This is a genomic window from Pseudomonas sp. 05N434 (assembly GCF_056396965.1).
In genome coordinates, this window is sequence record NZ_JBFTMK010001071.1 from 1 (window position 1) to 531 (window position 531).

Here is a 531-nt window from a genome sequence, read left to right on the forward strand (position 1 = left end):
CATCAGGTTCAACAGGATCGGCAGCAGGCTCAGGCGTTCGCCGTTGACGATGATCCCCAGTTCCAGGTCGAACCAGTCGCGTTCCGGCGCCTGCTCGACGGTGGCGTACCAGTCGTCCACGGCGGTCAGGTCGAAGCCGAAATCCTCGTCGATCTGCAACTCCCAGCCTTGGGTGCGCAACTTCGGCAGCTCATTGAGGGTGAAGGTCAGCCAGGCGCTGTCGTTGACCATCTCGTAGAGTTCGCCGGCACTTTCCGGCAAGGCCTTGCTTTGTCGGGTGGCGACTTTGAAACCGAGGATCCGCAGCTGCTCCCTGTAGGTCTGTTCGACTTCCGGGTGACGTTTTATCCGCAGCGTCTGTGTCTCCTGACGAATCAGGATGTCAGCGTTTTTCTGTCCGCTGACGTATTCGTCCAGATAGCTGAAGGACAGCGCCGCGCGATGCTGAATGTAACGCTGCATTTTTCCGTTGCGCGGTTCGAAGGCGCTGAACTCGATGCTCGCCAGCCACAGGCGCGGCACCGGTTGCAC

Annotated in this window: 1 pseudogene; it reads right to left on the reverse strand. The window is 59.9% G+C overall.

The features are described 5' to 3' along the window. Positions 1-531, reverse strand: a pseudogene (locus AC1DLB_RS31770) (helicase); the annotation flags it as partial.